Raw genomic sequence first — 19,563 nt, forward strand, 5'->3', positions numbered from 1 at the left:
TCACTCCTTAAAATAATAACAATTAAGCTGCGATCGCCTTAGTCTGGTTTCGCTTAACGCCCTGAATCCGGTCTTCTGCTAATCGTTTGGCAGCATCGTTAGTAGTAACTTCCTGCTGTTTAGCAATATCAAAAATTGCTAATAGGGTGTCATAAATGTTATGCACTTGCTTGAAAGCTTTTTCTTCGTCATAACCAATCATTTCGTTGTAAACGTTGATTAGCCCTCCGGCGTTAATTACATAATCAGGGCTATAAAGAATCCCTTTCTTGGTAAGCATTTGACTATGTAGTTGCTCATTTTCCAACTGATTATTAGCTGCACCAGCAATAATGGAAGCTTGGAGAAAAGGAATTGTATGACTATTAAGAATTCCTCCTAAAGCGCAAGGAGCAAATATATCTACATCAAGAGCGTAAATTTCGGCTGGTTCTACAACAGTTGCGCCAAAAAGCCGTTTTGCCTCTTCTGTTTTTGCTGGATCTATATCGCTAACAAAAAGTTTGACATCATGCTCGTGTAAGTGCCGACAGAGATTTTTACCTACATTTCCTAAACCTTGAACTGCAACTTTCATGCCATCAAGTCTTTTGCTCTGCCAACGAGACTCCACGGCGGCTTTAATTCCGAGAAAAACTCCTAGTGATGTTATGGGAGCAGGCCCACCAGACTTTTCTGATACGCCAACAACATATTTCGTTTCTTGACTGATTGTCCGTACATCGTCAGGGGTAATATTGACATCTTGTCCGGTAATAAAACGCCCATTTAGGCTATTAACAAAACGTCCGTAAGCTCTCAACAGATCGTCTGTTTTATTTTCAGGATTAGCAATAATGACTGCTTTTCCGCCACCAGCCGGAATGTTGGCACAGGCAGCTTTATATGTCATCCCACGACTGAGACGAAGCGCATCTTTTAAAGCAGCTTCTTCGTTGACATAAGGCAAAATTCTTGTAGCTCCCATTGCTGGGCCCAAGGTCGTATCATGAATAGCAATAATTGCCTTAATTTCGGGATTTTTACCATGACAAAAAAGGACTTGTTCGTGGCCCATTTCTCTAACAGTTTCAAATAGCAGCATCTTGACCTCTCGATATTTTTGGGGATTGGTTAGAGAAAGTAATGAACATTACAAAATGTAAACTTATAGACACAAAACGACTCTCGAACATTAAGATTAGATGGAGCTAAGATAAAGATTTAAAGTTAAAAATCAAAAATTTTAAATTCCAGTTTTTTGGTGATAGTTTTTATCTGGAATAAAGTTTTTGCCGCTTCTAAATTCATCCTTTATCTTTTGCTAAATGGGTTAATCCAAACTGCGTTGTAAATTCCGCATTCTGGGAGTGGTTTAGTGTCTATAACAATTGAATGAGATTGCAGCTTTTGAAATCAAACCATCGGGAATGAAACTTGCTTGGCTGTATTTTTAGCCGGACTCGATTTAATTCCTTGTGCAGCCAAACTTTTATTGCGTCCACCAGAGGGTGCAGGACGATCGGCGTCAATAACTACATCAATCAGAAAGGGAACGGTTGATGCGATCGCTTGTTCTAATGCGGCTTCAATATCAGACTCTCTGACGACTACGATCGCTTCTGCTCCCATACCGCGAGCAATCATGGCGAAGTTTGTTGGTGGAATTGTTGCATCTGCGCCCTTTAATCCCAAGATTTTCATCCCTTGATGGCACATGTTGTAACGCGCATCGTTGAGTACAATCCAGATTGCGGGAATTTTGTATTTCACAGCTGTGCTGATTTCGTTATTCATCAGCATTGCTCCATCGCCGACAATCCCTACAGCCTTGCTATTGCTCGCCAGTGCTGCACCCAATACTCCGGTGACGGCGTGACCCATTGCGCCAACTCCGGTGCTGACTCGGTAACGATTGGCTTCGGCAAATTGGAGTAGATGTGTTGACCAAGTAAAGGAGTTACCACACTCCGCCATTACTATGGCATCGGTATCTTCAACAATTATCTTTTGAATTGCTGCCATCAATACTTCTGGCCGCACTGGATAATCTACGTCTGATGCAGGTTCGATTGCTTTGTGTTCTGGACGAGGTAGCAACATTGTGGAATCAGAAGCATCTGGCAATTGCTGCAACAACTCTTTCACAAAAGCTTTGATATCAGACCGAACTGCAAAAGTTTCAACGTGGGGATAGGCTACACCTGGCACTTCCGGGTCAATATCAACATGGACAAAACCTGCTTTTGGAACTAGCGCCGAACTCCAAAAAGAAGTCGGTTCGCCAAGGCGGGTTCCTAATACGAGTGTGCGTAGTGGAGGTTGCTGTTCCATATATGTCAAGACGGAAGCATGACCGCCCAAACCTGTAACACCCACAAACTGCGGATGATCTTCAGGGAAAATACCTTTACCACGAGGCGAACACATTACAGCTGCTCCCGTTTTTTCAGCGAGTTCAAGGATTTCCTCTGCTGCCTCACGCGCACCGAAACCAACCCAGATGGCAAAGGGGCCAGATGATAATAACTCTACAGATTTAGCGATCGCTTCTTTGGAAGCAGTCATCGGAAACGGAGCAACATCTAGTTGAGGCAAGGATATATTCTCAACTAAACTTGTCTGCACTGCGGTGGGAATGCTCAAATGGGCGACAAATCCGCCTGGTTGCGCCATAGCTAATGCAAGTTTGCGGAAAATCTGCGGTAGTTGAGCCGCAGATTCAATAGTGATTGCATAGTTGAATAGCGCTCCTGGGGTAAAAATTCCCCCACTGGGCAAGGTGTAAGTGCTGGTTTCTTGAATAGCCCAGCGTCCACGCTGCGGTGCTGATGTGCAAGCCGACAGCAAAATCACCTTTGCACCTTCACCACGAGCCGCAAACAATCCGGTGAGGGCGTTGGTGATCCCCGGCCCTGCTGTGGTAAAAACTACAGCGGGACGATTATTGGCAAAGTAAGCTTCCGTCGCTGCAAAGGCTGCTCCTGCTTCATGGCGGAAGTTCAACACTTCTATGCTGCTATTCGACAGCGCACCCCAAAGGCTTGCCATTGCGCCACCTGCGACACCAAAAGCGTAGCTTACTCCCAAATTTTCCAACATCTGAGCGATCGCATCGGCAACTGAGAGCGTTGGAGCTATCTCATCGTTTAAAAAAGGCTGAATTCCCCCGTTATTCTCCGATTCATCAAACTGGCGGGAGTCAGAGGTAGATTCTACATATCTGTTTTCTGGAAATTCCTTGTATGGCTCAGTGGTGATTAGAGGAGAGTTTGAACCAGTATAGTTTTGACTCATTGGTTTCACGTAATTACATAAAGTTACACAAAGGCTTTTCAGTTTACAATCACAGCAGTGGCAATATTTAATACAAACAACTCTGTTGCTTTTACAGCTATGACTTAGCCTGGTCGATTGTAGAAATGGTCGATCGCTGCTGATTGATCCTTGTGAGCGCAGTACCAAAAAATTTTTACCAAAAGCATACAACAGTTGAGGCTGTGCTTCTTGTGACCAGAATAAAGGAGTTAAAGACAGTTGTGCAATCAAAAATCTTTTGATTGGGGTGTCAAATTTTTCGCTCCTATGGTGGTAACTACAGTACTTAAGTAGGTTGGCAGGGAAAAACTAAATCATCTAAAGGGATATAAACTTGCAACTAACCTGAACTCAAGCACATTTCATAATCTTTACAAAACTTAATGAAGTTAAGTTTAATAGCACCGATGCCTGCGGCGGGCTACGCCTACTACTTACTAAACCGTCTGGGGAGGTTCTTAACTTGTAATCATTATTATGATGAAAACTTAACTTGCAATGAAAAATCTTTTGATGTGGGTGTCAATTCTTTCGCTTTTATCCTGAATGTGACATTTCCAACTTAGTCATTCTGAAAGATTAATATTTTGCAATCGCAAAATCGGCACATTACCAAATTTACAATAGAAAATCTTTTGATATGGTTGTCAATTCTTTTGCTTTAGGACTTACACAACTGTTATATTATATTTTTTCGTAAATGTTATTTAGGAAAGCCAACGCGCTAATCAGACAATCCGATCTTCTCTGAAGTGGCTACCCATGAGTAACTGCCTGTCTTCTCTTCTCTACAAGAGGCTACGCCAACGAGACGCTCCGCAACTACAACAGTTTGGCGGTCTTTATATTGCCACCAAAAATTCTTTGAGTCAATTATTTGTAACGATAAAGACATCGTTTTTTTAACTTTTTATATTTCCTTTGAGAGATGACTAAGTATTCACTACGTAATAACTTGATGAAATCTATTTTTATGACAAGTATTTTAGTAATATATACTTAGTATACGAATACATTGTTTCTTTATGAAAAAACAAACACAATAATATACGTAAAAGTATGCGTAAAAGTATACGTATTTTTTAATACGAATGTACTCCTTACGACGGATGACTAAGCATATTCTTCTATAGTTAAATCCCTGAGAGAGTAAGTTAAGATAAATTAAGAAAATAAATTAATGAGTAAAATTTGTTCATTTAAGCCAAACCCAGCACTGCAAATTCATTTATGTTGGAAATCAAACGACTCTACACTAGTACAGCACGGCGTAAATCCGGCTACCATCTCAATTAACAAGACAAGTTGCTCTGAGCAACAGGTTAAAGGTAGGCAAACTGACGCCACAGTGTACTAGTAGTTCGCCAAAGTCCGTAGTGGTGGAAAGGTTAAAGGGAAAAATTTTTATCCTTCAAATTTTTCCCAGTCGAAAGCCAGCAATTTTAGGTTGGTGAACCATTAGTTAGCTTTGGTGCAGGGCTAGTTTAAAGTTAAAATATCTTTTCTACTTATGGATTAAGAATTTTGAACTCTTATCTAATAAAGTTTATTGACTAATCTGGATTTGATTTGTCTAAATTTTGTGTTGTCATAAAAAACTGTTTAAGTCAATAAAAAATTTTAACTAAATATTTAGTTTTTTTAGGAAAATTTGGTTCATAATTCAGTTTTTATTGGTATGATAAGTTTTGTTAAGATTGTTAGTAATCTGTTTTAACTTACTAACTAATTTTATTTTTAACAGCCTAACAGTGCACCAAAGATTTTAATAAGTTATAGCTATTAACTAATTAATGGCTATGGTGCTGATGGATTAGTAAGAGGAAGTAGGGATATGAATTCTGGCGATTATACATTAGCTAGATCAAACACTCAATGGGCGCTACAACCAGAAGTACAAATGAAGTTTGCTCACTTCCTAATAAATAACGCTGTAGATGCTGCTTTCTGTTTAGGAGCAAACGCGCAGTTTCTTTACGTCAACGATGCCACTTGTCTTATGACTGAGTATTCCCGTGAGGAATTACTTTCCATGAGACTGCATGATATAGACGTAGACTTTTCTCTACACAATTGGTCAGATATTAGTTCGCAGGGTTCCCTTACCTTTAAATCTCGCTACAAGACAAAAAGAGGTCGGATATTTCTGGTAGAAATATCCATTAGCTATGTAAAACAACAAGATATGGAATTTGGCTGTGCTTTTGCTCGTGAGATAAGTGATGAAATAGTAGAACTGAGCGTGCAAAAGTGGACTGATGAATTAAGGGATGCCAAAGACAATTTGCAACAGGAATTTTCTCAACTCAAGGCAAAAGAAGTAGAACTAGAAACATCTCTTTCTTTACTTCGTTCTACTCTCGAATCTACTGCCATTGGTATTGTTGCAGTTAACTTTGAGGGAGATATTCTGAGTTTGAATCAGAAATTTGTGGATATGTGGCAGATCCCGGAGTCTCTAATACTATCTAAGAAATGCCCTCGATGCAAAGCCTTTTTTGAGAACCAACTTAAAGATCCACAAGCTTTTAGTCGGCTGATTTGGGAAGTGTCTAGCCAATCTGATTTCGAGAGCTACGACATTCTGGAGTTGAAAGATGGGAGAGTTTTTGCACACTACTCTAAGCCTCACTTGTTGGAGGGCAAAATTATTGGTAGAGTGTGGAGTATTTGGGACATTACTGAATCGAAACAGACTGAAGAAGCATTGCGGTTGAACGCAGCTAGATTTCGGACTTTAGCAGAAACGACAGATGTTAGCACTTTTCTGATTCAAGACACGCGACTTTGCTACATAAATCCAGCAGTGGAGAAACTGACTGGTTACACACAAGAGGAACTGCTAACAGATTCTGGACTACGCCGACTGATTAAAAACAAAAAACCTAGGCAGGTACGCAACCAGTCTGAAGCAGCTAATTTTGAATACCAGGAGATAAATATTTTGACAAAAAACGGCACCGAGCGCTGGCTAGCTTGCGCTGTTGCCATGCTGGATGGAGTGCTAGATTTTGGGGGAAAGCCTGTCGAACTGGTTGCAGGCATCGATATTACTGATTACAAATATGCAGAATTAGGTCTTAACCAAGCTTTAGAACAAGCAAAACAACTTAGCGAACTTAGAGCACGTTTTCTTTCTATGGTCTGCCATCAATTCCGGACTCCGCTGAATATTGTTTCATTTTCTAATAGCTTACTAAAGGAAGAAGTAGACAAACGTACACAGAAAAAAATCCAACCATTACTCGATCACATACAAAAAGCTACCGAACAACTCAGCCAAATGTTGGATGATATTTTGTTCTTCTCTAAGGCAGAATCAGCAAAAATTAACTGTGAGCCAAAACCGCTTGAGTTAGTTAGGTTTTGTAATGATTTAGTTGCACAAATGCAGATAAGTATTAGCAAAATTCCGATTATTTTTGTAAGTCAAGATAAATCTCTTACGGCCTGCATAGATAGAAAACTGTTAGAGCCAATTTTAAAGAATTTGCTCGACAATGCAATCAAGTATACTATCTCAGAAATTGCAATTGAGTTGAAATTATATTGCAAACAAGAGAAAGTGATTTTTCAGGTAAAAGATAAGGGGATCGGTATTTCAGCAGTAGATCAACAACGAATATTTGAGCCATTTTACCGTGGTAGTAATATTGATAGTATACCTGGTACTGGACTGGGGCTATCGATTCTGAAAACCCTTGTAGATTTACATCACGGTCAAGTCTCTGTAGAAAGTCAAGTTGATGTGGGCACTACTTTTACCGTAATGTTGCCATTAATCAAATCAGAGTTTAGCACTTCCGAGTTATGAGTGTTGAAATGAAGATAGTTGTTAATTAACAACTTAACAATCATAACTCTCGGAACGAAGTAATCGATCTCATGCTTATTTACATACTCGCCAAAGAGTCTAGTAAGCAACTTCTGTAAAAAGTTATGGTAATAGAAAATTATGTACGAATCATCAAATAAAATTCTCGTCATTGAAGATGATAAGGTTACTCGCAATCTTTATTTAAAGGGTCTTGAAGCTAAAGGTTTTGATACTATAGGTGCTGACAATGGTCTTGCAGGTATCCAAAAAGCGCAAGAGCGTATACCCGACTTAGTGATTTGCGATATTACGATGCCTGATATGGATGGTTATAACGTTTTAACTACGCTACGCCAAGATCCTCTTACAGCAATTATTCCTTTCATTTTTCTGACTGGCAGTAGTACCAAAGCAGATGTTCGCAAAGCTATGGAATTGGGAGCAGACGACTATCTTACCAAACCCTCTACACTAGACGAATTGCTCAGAGCGATCGCTAGTCGCTTAGAAAAGCAAGCGAATCTCCAATACTGGTGCAATATTCAATTTGAAAAAGCTGCAAAATCAGTATTTGCTGATAATACTAGAGCGATCGCTGTTGCCGTTGACGATGGCATTGGCGTTGGCGTTGGCGTTGGCGATAGCGAAGCGGTAGCGACGTTAGGAGCGTCAGCCTCTGGTAGAGAAGCCACGAATAAGTCAATCTTTCCTTACATTCCCCAATTAAAAGAAGTTTTCGACTTTATCGAAGCCCATTATCATCAAGGAATTACTTTGTGTGATGTGGCTCTTGCTGTTGGTTACTCACCTGCTTATTTAACTAACCGAGTCGCAAAGCAGACAGGAGAAACTGTAAACTGCTGGATTGTCAAACGCCGGATGGCGGGTGCTCGTTTTTTACTCCAAAATAATAATCAGACTGTCGAGAAGATAGCAAAAGCATTGGGCTATCAAGATGTGTCTCATTTCTCCCGCCAGTTTCGCCAACATCACGGTTTACCTCCCCAAGCTTGGCGCAAAGAGCATCAGCTTGTATCGCAACAACAGGTGAAATTCTGGTGAAAGTGGTGAAAGTAGATTTACAGCAATTTTCAAGATTGAGATGGGGAATGGGGAATGGTGAATTGGGAGTAGTGTAGTTCAACAAGAAAAGTATTATTCCTTCTGCCTCCTGCCCCCTGCCCCCTGCCTCCTCATACAAATAGTTGCGTAAACTCATATATTAAATCCACCCTACCCTTACGTAACATGGCTGGATCTAATCTTTCGGTAGTGTTGCAAGTCATCAAGACAACTAACCGTTGCTGCATCTGAATACCAGAGTCATCAATTACACTCTGATACAAAGTGCCATCCAGCAAACTTAGAATGTGTTCGGTTTTGTTATTGTATTGCGCTACCTCGGAAGCACGATTTTGCGCTAGGTTATCAGCTTCGTTAATAACGATACAAATACGTTCTATGTAAGTTGGTGGGACAAAGTTAGCGATCGCATCATGGTCTAAAATAAAAATCACATACCCTAAAGGTACAAGAATTTCTTTAGCTACTGCCTGTGTCCACACGGTTTTACCTGTACCTGGTTGCCCATGTACAACAACCGCTAACTGGTTTTGATTAAGAATCGCTTGCTGTACAGAATCAGTAAAGTTTTGGATATCTGCGGGAAATGTCCGAATGGAAAATTGACTATGAACTTTGCCTACACGACTTTGATATCCACTCAGCATAACTGCTAAGTCGTAAGTTGCTTTGTTAATTAGTGGCGCAATATTTTTCGCCATTAAACTATATTGTCGTCGCCCGCGATCGTAGGGATCAATTTGCAACCAAACGTCATACTTCGCCCAGTAAGCATAAACAGTATTAATAACTTCTAAGCGTTCCCAGCTAACAAATTTGTCTATAGGAAAATAAAAATCTCTTTCTGAGTAATACTGGGTAATAATGTCGGGACTACCCAACACACCTAAAACTCGCAGTACAGTAATTTCTTGCAATCGGTTAAGAACATAATCAATGGGAATGCTACTACGACTGACAAATTGGACGATGGGTGTTTCTGTACTCAAAACATCTTTGTAGCGATGATCTGGTGATAGAGGATCTGGGGTGATGTAATTCCAAAACTTTTCAACTTCGTAGCGGGTATTATCAGATACAACACTTAATAAATTAGCCCACCAAGCATAATTATTTCGTCCCAAAATATCGGCAACATTACTTGCCAAATTCAAACTTTTTTGAGTTAATTCGTGGGAATCACTATACAACAGTTGCCACAAAAACCCCCAATCTAATTCTCGGTTAAACGGTCGCCAACCGCTAGCAAGCAAGCTTTGCCGGGTATTATTTGTAGGAGCGCCTTCATTGCTTCTAAAATAGTCAAAATCCATATTTGTTAGTTATGAAGCGTTAGTCGAGTTATTTTCTGTGAAGTAGGAGATTATGAAAAAGTTTTCTTGCAATATAAACTAACTGCGTCCAAATGGTAATTTTATTTGCACCCTGCTGTAGTAGTACACTGTGGCGTCAGTTTGCCTACCTTTAACAAGGGAATTTTTCCCCAAGTCTTCTTAATTGAGATGGTAGCTGGATTTACACACCCGCTGTACTAGTTAGGAATTCTTTTTAATTTAACTCATTAGCTTTGTATTATAGTATAATACAGCAAGACTACCTATGTCAACTTTTTTGACAAAGCAATTGGTAAGTGCGGGTTTACTTTTAGCTATTGGTGTACCTGCACCAGTTATCCATCTCTGGATGAGAACTAATATCACATCCGTTGAATTTCCCATATAAAGCACCTAATCCCATTTTTCGCTTCCTCTCTCTGCTAGCTTGCCTCGTAGTAAGGACTTCAGCCCTTACTACGCGTCATTATCAATCAATACACTTAGTGTTAGCGATCTTTTGCTCCACAAGATCCCCGACTCACGCGAGTCACTACATGGGGAACCACTGCCAATATGGTTCGGTTAAGGCAAGAGAGGCGATAAATCGCCGTCAAGACAAAGGACTGATTATTGTAAAGACGGCGATTTATCGCGTCTTTGCGATTAGCGGCGTGTCATCCAAAAACCTTATCCGAACCGTATTGGAACCAGTGCGGTGACGGGTTCCCCGGTGTGTGGAAACCGCCAGTTCTGTGCGCTGGTTGCCCCTAAAGAGCTTTACTTCCTCCCTTTTAAGAACGGTTAGGGAGGAGCAAGCCTTAACCCAAGCGTATTGCATTATCAATTACAAATTATTTTAATCAAGTTGAGTATTTGCCATTAATTTCTATATAACCCTCTGAAAGATCGCAACCCCATACAGTTGCCGAAGCTTCACCAATATTGAGGCTAACATGGATATTTACTCGATCCTTGGACATAATTTGCCGCAACTCTTCTAGATTTTCATTAGTTAAGCTATTAGGATAAACTTTCACATTATCAAAACTGATAACAACTCGTTCTGGATTTATCTGCTGTTCATTTTCACATTTACCTATAGCCATAGCAACTCGCCCCCAATTCGGATCTGCTCCATAGACGGCAGTTTTTACTAATGGTGAATTTACAATTGCTTTAGCTACTGTTTTAGCTTGTGCATAGTTAATAGCTGAATCTACAGTCACCTCAATAACTTTGGTAGCACCTTCTGCATCGCGGGCAATTTTCAGCACCAATTCTTGTGCAACTTCTTGCAATGCACTAGCAAAATCTGGTTCTGAAACTTCACCCGCTAAACCATTAGCGAGAATCACGGCGGAGTCACTAGTAGAAGTGTCAGTGTCTACACTTAAGCAGTTAAAGGTTTTATCTATAGTAGAGCGAAAAATTGAACGAAGACTATTTGCAGAAATTGCAGCATCAGTAAAAAAGAAAGTTAAAAGGGTAGCCATATTAGGCTCAATCATGCCAACACCTTTGGCAATTCCTACCAGCTTGGCATTCCCTATTTGCCGTGTAGCTAGTTTCGGTACTGTATCGGTGGTCATAATACCACGGGCTGCGGCATGAAAATCAGCATCAGTCAATTTTTTCCCCAATCCTAATAAACCTGCCCGGATTTTTTCAATTGGGTAACGTCTGCCAATTACACCTGTAGAAGCTATTACAATGTTATGTGCAGCAATTCCAGTTTCAGTTGCAACTAATTGCAGAACCTCTTGAGCATCAGAGATCCCAACAGAACCATTAGCTACATTTGCATTTTTAGATATAACGACAATTGCTTGTGCTTGTGAATCTTTTAAGTTATCGCGGCTAATAGTAATACTTGGCCCTGCAAAAAGACTTTGAGTGAAAACTCCATCAGCAACACAAGGAACAGATGATTTAATAAATACAAAATCATCTGTTGTATCCCGTATTCCCAAATTAGTAATAAATGCACTAAAACCTTGAGGTGTGGAAGATATAGTTAATGACATTTTTCGGAATTTAATAATTTGCTTTAATTATCTCATACCATATACCAAGTTTTTTATGACAGATAAATCGGCTATATTGGCGTACATCTGTACGCCAGAAGCAAGATATTTATAGAATAAATTCAATGAAATTTTAATAAAAGTCAAAAACCTATAAATCAGTTAATGTGAGAGTGAATGTAGTCCATCCGTTGCTACTTTCTACTTGAATGTTTCCTTGCAGTTGTTCGACTAATCCCTGTACTATAGGTAAACCTAATCCCGAACCACCTTGATTCCAGATATCTGCATTGGGGACGCGATAAAATTTCTCAAAAATTCGTGGTAACTCTGTTACCGGAATTTCTGCTGAATTACTGATAGTAATAATAATTTTTGCAAGCGCTTCCGAGGGATTGTGATTTACACTTAGGACAATTTCACCACCCGTAGGTGTGTATTTACAGGCGTTATTGAGCAATTCTACTAAGATTCGTTCCAAGCTAATGACATCTGAGAACAGCGACGGGAGATTTGAAGGGAGATTTATCTGTAGAGTTTGCTGATGTTCTTGAACACGGATTTGAAACGGCTCAATAACCCAAGGTAACCACTGTTGTAATAGCAATGCATCAGGTGTAATAACTGGATAGGATGAGGTTTCTAGCCGTTGTAAGTCTAGTAGATCGTTAATTAATCCTAGCTCGCGATCGCACTCGGATTCCATCAATTCTAGATAGCGTTTAGCTTCCTCAGTAGTAATAGATAATCGGATCATTTGAATCATTACCTTCATATTACTTAGAGGCGATCGCAGTTCGTGGGAAACTAAATTCAAAAAGTCATTTTTGAGTTGATTTATCTTTTCCCATTGCACCACAAGTTGCTCTTGCTCAATTTGCTTTTGACGCGCCTCAATCGCTCGTTTGCGCTCAGTAATATCTCGAAAAACTAATACAGCACCTGTAATATTATTTTTATCATCTTTAATTGGTGCTGCGCTGTCATCAATTGGTATTTCTGCACCGTCTTTAGTAATCAGAATAGTTCCTACTGGTAGCTCAACGATAGTACCACCTTGAAGGACTTTGACAATCGGACTTTCAACAGTGTTATGAGTTTCTGCATTGGCTATATTAAATATTTCTGAGGAATTTCTGCCACAAGCTTCTTCTTCTTTCCATCCGGTCAGATTTTCAGCAACAGGATTCATAAAAATTATCAATTCTTGCAGATCGCTAGCAATTACACCATCACCGATACTTCTTAAAAGTGCATCAAGCCATTTTCTATTCCCCTTTAATTGCTTTTCTAAACCATGTTTAATCAGAGTTATTTCAATATTTATTTGTAGTTCTCTTTCTTTAAAAGGTTTGAGAAGGTACCCAAATGGCTCAGTTATTTTGGCTCGTTTAAATGTATTCTCATCTGCATAAGCAGTCAAATAAATTACTGGAATATCTAAACGCTTATAGATTTCTTGGGCAGCTTCTATACCATCCATCGATCCTTTTAGCTTAATATCCATTAGTACTAAATCTGGACATATTTCTACTGCTTTATTAATTGCTTCTTCTCCTGAAGAAGCGATAGCAGGAACTGTGTAACCGAATTTTATAAGTCGATACTCTAAATCTTTAGCAACAATAGCTTCATCTTCTACAACTAAAATTTTTGCGTTTGTCATATTTTAGTTATTTTATATTAATGTAAATGTCACTTGACACTCGACTCCCATAGCACCTTGGATATTGAGATTTCCTGAAATTTGATTAGTTAAAGCATCTACTAGTTGCCAGCCTAAAGAAGCTATCTTTTTAAAATTAAAATTTGATGGTAAACCAATTCCATCATCACTAACTGTAAGTGTAACCTGATGGTCTTGATTTTTTTTAATTCCGATATGAATTGTACCATTTCTACCTACTGGAAATGCATATTTCAAGGAATTGGATACAAGTTCATGGATAATTAAACTACAAGGGATTGCTGTATCCAGTCCTAAAAACACTCGATCGTCGATATTTATATTTAGAGCGATCGCATCTCGATCGACTTCGTATGCACTAAATAAACTTGCTACTAAATCTTGAATATATTCACCAAAATTAATCTTTGCCAAGTCTTGAGACTGATACAATTTTTCGTGAACTAAAGCCATTGATGCAATCCGCTGCTGGCTTTGTTTAAATATTACCAAATCGTGTTGGTCTTTGATATAAGCAGATTGCAAGCTTAACAGACTAGAAATAACCTGTAAATTATTTTTAACCCGATGGTAAATTTCTTTTAATAACACCTCTTTTTCTAAAAGTGATGCTTGGATTTGCTCCTCCCACTGCTTGCGATCGCGCAGCGCGGCTTGCCGTTCAGTAATGTCTTCGATCACAGAAATAAAATACTTTGGCTCCCCACAAACTTCACGCATTAAAGACACTGTGAGATTAACCCAGACTATGGAACTATCTTTGCGGAAATAGCGTTTTTCCATTGAATAAGTTTGAATATTATCCGCTAATATCTGGTCAATATATTGCAGGTCGGCGTTAAGATCGTCTGGGTGAGTAATATCTTGGAAAGTTAGCAATTGTACTTCTTCGGCTGTGTAACCAAGAATATCGCAAAACTTCTGATTAACTAACAACCACCTTCCATCTATTGCTACATGGGCGATGCCAACAGCAGCTTGATGGAATGCAGCGCGGAATCGTTCTTCGCTCTCCCGCAATGCTTCTTCTATTCGGTGGCGCTCAGTAATTTCTGCCTGTAGTGATTCATTGATTATTGTTAACTCTGCTGTCCGTTCCTCCACTTTGCTTTCTAGTTCCTCCAGCAGGTTACTTAATGTCTCTTCTGCTTTTTTACGCTCAGTGATATCTTTTTGTGTACCTGTCATCCGCACTACGTTACCATCTTCATCCCACAGTGCTTGACCTCGATCTAAAATCCATTTGTAGGTGCCGTCTTTACATAGAACTCGATGCTCGGTAGTATAAAACGGTGTTTTTTGTGCAAAATGCTCTTCAACTGCTTGTGTCACCCGGTCAAAATCATCTGGATGCACTCGTGTCACCCTTTCATCTAAATGGTTAGAAATTTCGTCGTCTTCGTAACCGAGCATTTCTTTCCAGCGAGGTGAAAAGAAAACTTCATTGGTTTTAACATTCCAGTCCCAAATTCCATCATTATTGCCGCGCAAAGCTAATTGCCAGCGTTGTTCGCTTTCCTTCAACACCTCCTCAGTCCGTATGCGTTCAGCAATTTCCTTTGCTAGTTGGTAGTTTGTAGCCTCTAGTTGGGCAGGACTCGGTAGAGCTAGTGCTTGGGGTATTAATGGCACAAGTTCTATAGCCGTCAATACGGAGGCAAAAGCGGTGATAGCTTTAATTAACCCTGATAGCCAATAGGTAGGGTACCAAAGCGTCCACACATCCATTAAATGGGTTGTGCCACAAGCAACAATGAATGTGCCAAACATCAGGAATATCCAGCGGAAAGGCATATCTTGCCGTTTACGGACAAAATAAACCAACATCACTGGAATTGAATAATAAGCAAGTCCAGTTAACACATCTGAAATCAGATGCAACCTTACTAATTCTGGTTTCCATAGGTAGCAATGCCCGTGGGGGATAAACTGGCTAGTAGAGAAAAAATTATTTAAAAATTCCATCATAAAAACCTATACACTGCACAAGTTTTCACTAAAGTCCAAAGCGCAAAGGAAGAGGTTTATTACCCTAAGACCTCTGTAGAGGCACAGACGCCTAGATGGTGGCTTCTGATACTCTTCATCAAAACACGTTGGGCGTTCGTCAGAGTTTTTCTGCACTAGCCGTAGGCTAGGGTCAAGTAACAGCTTGAGCTTCTATATCCAGTCTCTGTCATCCTTTCTGAGTTTTTTAACCTGATAATGTAAGATTTATTGAAATTAAAGTACCGCGATCGCTTTGGTTTGTGTTACCGTAGATTCTCTGAAATGAACCATTTACATTTATAAAAACCTTCAATAATCACAGTAATATTTCGCTTACTTGAAGTAGCAAAAATTTTTCTAAGTAATATCGCTTAATTAAGGTATATATTTTAACGTACATTGCTTGCGATCGCTCGATTGTATCGCTGACAATTTTCCAGGCGAAATCTTCCCAACATCAATGATTGTGTGTAATTTCTAACGATTTCACCATCTGTTATTTGGGAAACTGATTTTATCCAAGCCAAAAAGCATTCTTGAAATTGCTGTGAGACAATTTCAAGAATGTATTTGCGAATGTATCGTGTGAAATGACATAACAAACTAACTGACTGACTGACAATAAAAATATTCCTTAAGTTTAATATAAGACACACCTAGAGTATGAAGTTATAAGTTCTCAGGTGAAATAAGATTGGAGAGTATTTTCAATACAATAGATGGTAACATGTGCCTGCTTTAATGCCAAATTCATTCCTGCGATATAAGTGGTTTTAATCTTATGGTAGAAGCGTGGTAAAAAACTAGCAGTTATCCTAAACAGGAATAACAAAATAATTCACAATAAGTAATTAGAAATTATGATGGCAAGAGAATATAGTTTATTGAGAATAAAATTATTCTTTGCATTTTGTGAACAAGCGGTTTTGCTCGTTTATTCTTAATCATGAATTAGTAATTACTTATTATGAATTGGTTTGACTCTAGCGAATAATCTTTTGTTGTGGGAGCTTCAAATGCTTTCAATTATTCCAAAAGAAACTAGACGAGCTATTCTTGTCAAAATTTACCTAATTTAGCAGTGGATTGAGTAGACAATATCAGTTTTGACAATCAACCACGGAAATCTAGAACATAAAAGGAACCATAATTATGAAGTCTTTTGCTTTATCTAAAGCTGTTTTGGCTACTGTCTTTGCTATCAGTTTCGCTTCTCTGTCATTACCTCCTTCTGTTTCTGCCCAAAGCGGAGGCTCCGGCAGCGGAGGTTCCAGTGGTGGCAGTAGCTCAGGTAGTAGTACAGGTAGCGGTGGTATAGGTAGCGGTACAGGCACTGGTACAGGCACTGGTACAACGGGTAGCGGCGGTATAGGTAGCGGTACAGGCACTGGTACAACAGGTAGCGGCGGTATAGGTAGCGGTACAGGCACTGGTACAACAGGTAGCGGCGGTATAGGTAGCGGTACAGGCACTGGTACCACAGGTAGCGGCGGTATAGGTAGCGGTACAGGCACTGGTACCACAGGTAGCGGTAGCGGCGGTCTAGGTAGCGGTACAGGCACTGATACCACAGGTAGCGGTAGTAGTGGTCTAGGTAGCGGTACAGGCACTGGTACCACAGGTAGCGGTAGTAGTGGTCTAGGTAGCGGTACTGGTACCACAGGTAGCGGTAGTAGTGGTCTAGGTAGCGGCACTGGCACTGGTACCACAGGTACTGGATCTACAGGCACTGGTACAGGTACCGGAGCTACAGGCACTGGTACAGGCAGTGGAACAGGTACTGATACCACAGGCAGTGGAACTACAGGTAGTGGAACTACAGGCAGTGGAACAGGTACTGATGCCACAGGCACTGGCACTACAGGTACTGATGCCACAGGCACTGACACAACAGGAACTAACAGGAATGCAGGCGTCACAGCTTCCGAAAGAACTAGCGATCGCGGTTTCGATTGGGGTTGGCTAGGTTTACTTGGTCTAGCCGGTTTAGCGGGTCTAGCTCGTAATCGCGAAAAAGTCCGGGCTTATAACGATCCTAATGAAGTAACAGGTACTCGTTCTAGATAGTATTTAGCACACTGTAAAAGCCGTATATCTGTCGTTTACAGTGGTTAGATGCACCCGTATGGGCACAATATATTGATATTGCGCCCTTACAATGACACGCAAGTTCGCTCAAGTCGAGCTACTGTCTTGTCCAATGTAGATTACACTTGCCAAAACTTGTACTTTTATTAACTCGCGCACGAGACGTTGAGCTTGATGTTTATAAAGTGATATTGGCAACACTCCAGGCAAATTATTCATCCATTGCCTAGCAGTAGCTGAACTGCATCCCGTAATCAAGACTATTTCTTGGGCGCCATACATAATAGCATTTGTAGTCAGAGCTTTTTCAATCTGCACCTGCCAAAAGCGAGGCAGCATTTCACCCCATTCAATTCGCTGCAAACTACTGCTTGTGGCTAAAACAATCAAGCGATCGCTAGCATAAAGCTTAACATCATACCAGGGCATTAAGGAGTAATTGTCTCGCTGATATTTCTGGTAGAGAATCGGCACAACACTGTAGCCATAGGCTATTTCAGATAGAAGCAACCCATTGAGAGTATCGCCTTCTTCAATTTTGTATTCCGTCACCATGACTATTTGCTCGCTCAAGTGAAACAAGCTCAGAACATTTTCTCCAAAGGCAGCACAAGCAAAAACTTCTGCCGATAATGCCGCGCCACACAAAACTTGAGCATAGGGAAAAAGAGGGGCTATATTATCGCTAAAATGGCGATCTTGAGAGCGGATAACCAAGCTAGTGGCGGGGTTTATTGCATGAGCCATCAAACCAATTTCCAGATTTTCCATATTATCGTCCCCAACCAAAACGATGCTTTTGGCACGGGAGAGATTTACCTTAGTTAGCGCTTCGGTAGCATTGCCAACAATAAGGGGCATATCTGGTAAAGTGTTTTGGTCGAGAGTGGTAGTATGAATTCCTACTAACGGCTGGTTGAGTTCTTGTAAAAGAGCAGCCACTCTCTGTCCCAAGCGATTTAAGCCAATAACCACCACATGGCTGTGTTGTGGTATGGGAGGACGGGAATTGAAAAAATGGAATCTTGAAGTGACAAGAGCATCAGTCAGCAGTGCGTATAATACTCCCACGAAAGCTTGACCTGTCAACGTGAGTCCCAAGCTAAACAACCGCAACCACCACGGAATATGCTCTGAAGGTTCTGATTGCGATGTAAACTCAACACCGCCAAATAAATCTCCGTATCCTCCCAAAAGCAAGACTGCTGTCGCATAAAAAGCTTCTTGCAGAGTGATGTGAGGATAATACAAACGGTAAAGAACTATTCCAGCCAACCACAAAATGAGTACAGTAATCGCATAGATTGTCGCAATTCGCCGGATTTGATTTTGGCTTTGGTAGTAAGATTGCCAAAATTGCGCTATTTTATCCTTGAGATTTTTCCCTGTGATGCCTTGGACAAATTGTTGCCACTGCCACCTTTGATTATGAGATTTCCGGTGTTGCTCAGATAAAGCCAAATCGTATGCAACATCAATGTAAACCAGCGTGTCTCCTACCTGCACTTCTGCTTCTGGGTTCCAGCCAAACAATTCTTTGAGTGGGTTAGATGAAGCAGTTGTATGACTCAAGATGCGGCGAGTTGTGAGATTCAGTCTATGTACTGGCTTGCCATTACACCAGCTATCCTTCGCTTGTACCTGGTGCTTTATTACTTGTAATAGTTGCCCTTCTAAGGTGAAATATCCAATAGCTTCAGAGCCGAGAGCTGTCAGAGCGAATGCATGAGCTGAGAGATGGGTAGGCTCAAAGGCAACAAAATTGCCGAGATTTTCCCACAAGAGTTTGTTAAAATTTTGTTTGTCAGAACGTACAATCAGGCGAACGTGCGGATTAAGACGCCTTGCTGCAAAGGCGGCTTCTATATTTATCCGCTCATTTCTGGTCACTAAAAGTATTGACCGACACTCCACTATACCTGCTTGCTCTAAAACACTTGGCTGGCGGCAGTCTCCTATAATTAACTTTTCTAGTAAGCTTGGGACTTCTGGGACTTCCCAATGTTCGAGTTGTACATCGTCAATGGCGTTAACTTTAACATCGTATTCCTTTAGGACTGCAACACAATGCTGCCCTAAACTTTGGAGTCCGCATACTAAAAAAAGGTCTTGGGGTTTTTTGGGATTGGTGCTAGGAGGGGGATGCACTTTCTGTTGATAGCAGCAGTCAATACTGCTAACAGTATGTGTTTGGTAGGATTATATCTTACTGTTTATGTAATCGCTTGAATTGGGCATTAAGCATTGGGCAATATGTGTTAC

12 protein-coding genes are annotated in these 19,563 nt (G+C 40.4%); 5 read left to right on the top strand and 7 right to left on the bottom strand.

The genetic code is table 11. The features are described from left to right. Positions 1-22: 22 nt before the first annotated feature. The gene (gene scyB, locus V7L01_RS24575) at positions 23-1,084 is read right to left on the bottom strand and encodes a tryptophan dehydrogenase ScyB (protein ID WP_335039349.1); all 1,062 of its coding nucleotides are present in this window, start codon (positions 1,082-1,084) and stop codon (positions 23-25) included. Positions 1,085-1,395: 311 nt separating this feature from the next. Beyond that, positions 1,396-3,276, bottom strand: coding sequence for a scytonemin biosynthesis protein ScyA (gene scyA, locus V7L01_RS24580; RefSeq protein ID WP_335039351.1), 1,881 nt, complete (start codon positions 3,274-3,276; stop codon positions 1,396-1,398). A gap of 1,855 nt (positions 3,277-5,131) precedes the next feature. Here scyA and V7L01_RS24585 point away from each other — a divergent pair. Then, a complete protein-coding gene (locus V7L01_RS24585; protein WP_335039353.1) occupies positions 5,132-7,111 on the top strand; it encodes a scytonemin biosynthesis sensor histidine kinase in 1,980 nt (659 codons plus the stop codon). A gap of 141 nt (positions 7,112-7,252) precedes the next feature. Then, positions 7,253-8,176 (top strand): response regulator transcription factor, encoded by a 924-nt coding sequence (locus V7L01_RS24590; protein ID WP_335039355.1) that lies wholly within the window; start codon positions 7,253-7,255, stop codon positions 8,174-8,176. Positions 8,177-8,307: 131 nt separating this feature from the next. Here V7L01_RS24590 and V7L01_RS24595 read toward each other — a convergent pair whose 3' ends face one another. Next, positions 8,308-9,510, bottom strand: coding sequence for an AAA family ATPase (locus V7L01_RS24595; RefSeq protein ID WP_335039357.1), 1,203 nt, complete (start codon positions 9,508-9,510; stop codon positions 8,308-8,310). 286 nt (positions 9,511-9,796) lie between these two features. Between V7L01_RS24595 and V7L01_RS24600 the strand changes: the two genes are divergently transcribed. Next, positions 9,797-9,919: a hypothetical protein gene (locus V7L01_RS24600; RefSeq protein WP_335039359.1), complete on the top strand. Its 123-nt coding sequence runs from the start codon at positions 9,797-9,799 to the stop codon at positions 9,917-9,919. Positions 9,920-10,067: 148 nt separating this feature from the next. After that, positions 10,068-10,232, top strand: coding sequence for a hypothetical protein (locus V7L01_RS24605; protein WP_335039362.1), 165 nt, complete (start codon positions 10,068-10,070; stop codon positions 10,230-10,232). A gap of 141 nt (positions 10,233-10,373) precedes the next feature. Here the strand turns inward: V7L01_RS24605 and argJ are convergent, their stop codons facing one another. From argJ to V7L01_RS24620, 3 genes are all read right to left on the bottom strand, one after another. Further along, positions 10,374-11,537 carry a bifunctional glutamate N-acetyltransferase/amino-acid acetyltransferase ArgJ gene (gene argJ, locus V7L01_RS24610; protein WP_335039364.1) on the bottom strand — a complete coding sequence of 388 codons (1,164 nt, stop codon included), beginning with the start codon at positions 11,535-11,537 and terminating at the stop codon, positions 10,374-10,376. Positions 11,538-11,688: 151 nt separating this feature from the next. Continuing rightward, positions 11,689-13,203 carry a hybrid sensor histidine kinase/response regulator gene (locus tag V7L01_RS24615; protein ID WP_335039366.1) on the bottom strand — a complete coding sequence of 505 codons (1,515 nt, stop codon included), beginning with the start codon at positions 13,201-13,203 and terminating at the stop codon, positions 11,689-11,691. 12 nt (positions 13,204-13,215) lie between these two features. Beyond that, entirely contained in the window at positions 13,216-15,192 is a 1,977-nt protein-coding gene (locus V7L01_RS24620) for a PAS domain S-box protein (RefSeq protein ID WP_335039368.1), read from the bottom strand. Between the two features lie 1,173 nt (positions 15,193-16,365). On the opposite strand from V7L01_RS24620, the gene V7L01_RS35505 reads away from it, so the two are divergent. Further along, positions 16,366-17,280: a WGxxGxxG family protein gene (locus tag V7L01_RS35505; protein ID WP_442937015.1), complete on the top strand. Its 915-nt coding sequence runs from the start codon at positions 16,366-16,368 to the stop codon at positions 17,278-17,280. A 108-nt stretch (positions 17,281-17,388) separates the two neighbouring features. On the opposite strand, the gene V7L01_RS24630 is transcribed toward V7L01_RS35505, so the two are convergent. After that, complete coding sequence (locus V7L01_RS24630) at positions 17,389-19,449, bottom strand: potassium channel family protein (RefSeq protein WP_335039370.1); 2,061 nt, start codon at positions 19,447-19,449, stop codon at positions 17,389-17,391. Between the last annotated feature and the right edge of the window lie 114 nt (positions 19,450-19,563).

Source organism: Nostoc sp., from assembly GCF_036917095.1.
Lineage (GTDB): Bacteria > Cyanobacteriota > Cyanobacteriia > Cyanobacteriales > Nostocaceae > Nostoc.